Origin of the sequence: Streptomyces sp. NPDC002785 (assembly GCF_040295565.1) — a bacterium.
In the GTDB taxonomy this organism is placed as follows: Bacteria; Actinomycetota; Actinomycetes; order Streptomycetales; family Streptomycetaceae; genus Streptomyces.
Genome location: NZ_JBEOVN010000422.1, coordinates 1 through 1,533, shown reverse-complemented (window position 1 = coordinate 1,533; position 1,533 = coordinate 1). Strand labels below are relative to the sequence as shown.

The 1,533-nt window shown below is 67.1% G+C and carries 1 protein-coding gene; it reads right to left on the bottom strand.

The window, feature by feature from the left end; translation table 11 throughout:
* Positions 1-13: 13 nt before the first annotated feature.
* Positions 14-1,366 (bottom strand): IS4 family transposase, encoded by a 1,353-nt coding sequence (locus ABTZ94_RS37505; protein WP_502967382.1) that lies wholly within the window; start codon positions 1,364-1,366, stop codon positions 14-16.
* Between the last annotated feature and the right edge of the window lie 167 nt (positions 1,367-1,533).

The window sequence follows — 1,533 nt, the reverse complement described above, 5'->3', positions numbered from 1 at the left end:
CAATGCCGTTCGGTTAGCCATCTGACGGGCTTGGCAACGTGCTGATCTCGATGTGGACGGTGGTCCTGTGGGTGCGGTGGTCGATGTCGCGGCCGACGGCGCGGTACTTGGAACTGATCGCTCGTTTCCTCACGCGGGGCCGGGACCGTTCTCGACGGGCGGGTAGGAGGCCGTTGAGTAGGGCGGTGCCGATCCGGCCGACGAGGTCGATCCGGGTGCGGGGGATGATGCCGGCGGCGCGGATGATCTGGTCACGTGCAGTGTTCAGCGCGATGGTGAATGCGGTGCGGTCGGGGTCTATGTCGGGCCGGTGCAGGACAGCGTCGCTCATCGCGGTGCGTAGTGCCTGGTAGGCGACCAGGAGTGCCCAGGTCTCCTGGGTGACGGCTGCCGGGTAGCGTCCGCGCAGGACTCTGCCACCGAGGATGGTCGATTTCAGCTCGCAGTAGCTGGTCTCGATTTCCCAGCGTTCGCGGTAGAGCCTGACCAGTGCGGTGGCAGGTGCCTCGTCCGGATCGAGCAGGCTGGTGACGAGCCGGTAGGTGCTATGAGTGACGGGGCGCTTGCCGGTGCCGTCGGTGAGGGTGATGGTGGCCTCGATGACGCGGACGGTGACGTCCCCTATGCGGGACAGGAACGTGCCGTCGGGCAGACGGCGCAGGATCGGCAGCTTGAGCGCTGTGGTGTGGGTCTTGGCGCGGATGAGGAAGTCCGCGCCGGTGGAGGCGACCGTGCTCACGAAGGCGGTGGCGGAGAAGTTCCGGTCGCCCAGCAGCAGCGTTCCGGGCCGTAGCGCTCCGGTCGTGCCCGCGGTGGTGGCCAGGTCGCGGGCGTAGGTCAGTTCGCCGGTCGCGTCGGTGCCGAAGATGGCGTCCAGGAGGGTTCGGGTCCCGCAGGCCACCAGCGTGACCAGACGCAGCATCGGGTATCCGGCCGGCCCGTTCTGTCCTGCCTTCGCCTTGGGGAACACTTGCAGGTTCGCGGGTGTGTCCGGCAGGGCGATCTGGGTGCCGTCGATCGCGATCACCAGTCTGCCCGCGAACCGTGTCATTTGTGTCGCGGTCACTGCTGCGGGGCCTTTGACCAGGTCGAACAGTGCTTTCAACGGTTTGGGGCCGACCCGTCGCATCGCGGCCGTGATCGATGAACCCGCCGGTACGGGCAGCGGCGCGGGCAGTGAGGCGGTCAGCCGGGACCAGATCCCGGTCCAGCCCAGGCCGGTGAACAGCGCGCCTGCGAGGAGGAGGTAGACCACCACCCGCGACGGCAGCCGCCGCACCCGCTGCTGCAGACCACCCGCGGACGCGAGCGCCTCATCGACGAGATGGAACGGAACAACCTGGGTCAACTCGCCCAGGTGACCCACGGCAAACACACCGGGGGCATGCGTAATGACAGAATCGGACACAGCAGCCCTTGTTGAGGAACACGAGTCTTGGCGGACCCGAGAACCACTACAAGGGCTGCACCCGTATCACCAGCCGAAACGCCGAGCATTGCGCCGCAGATCGAACCTCTAACCGAACGGCATTG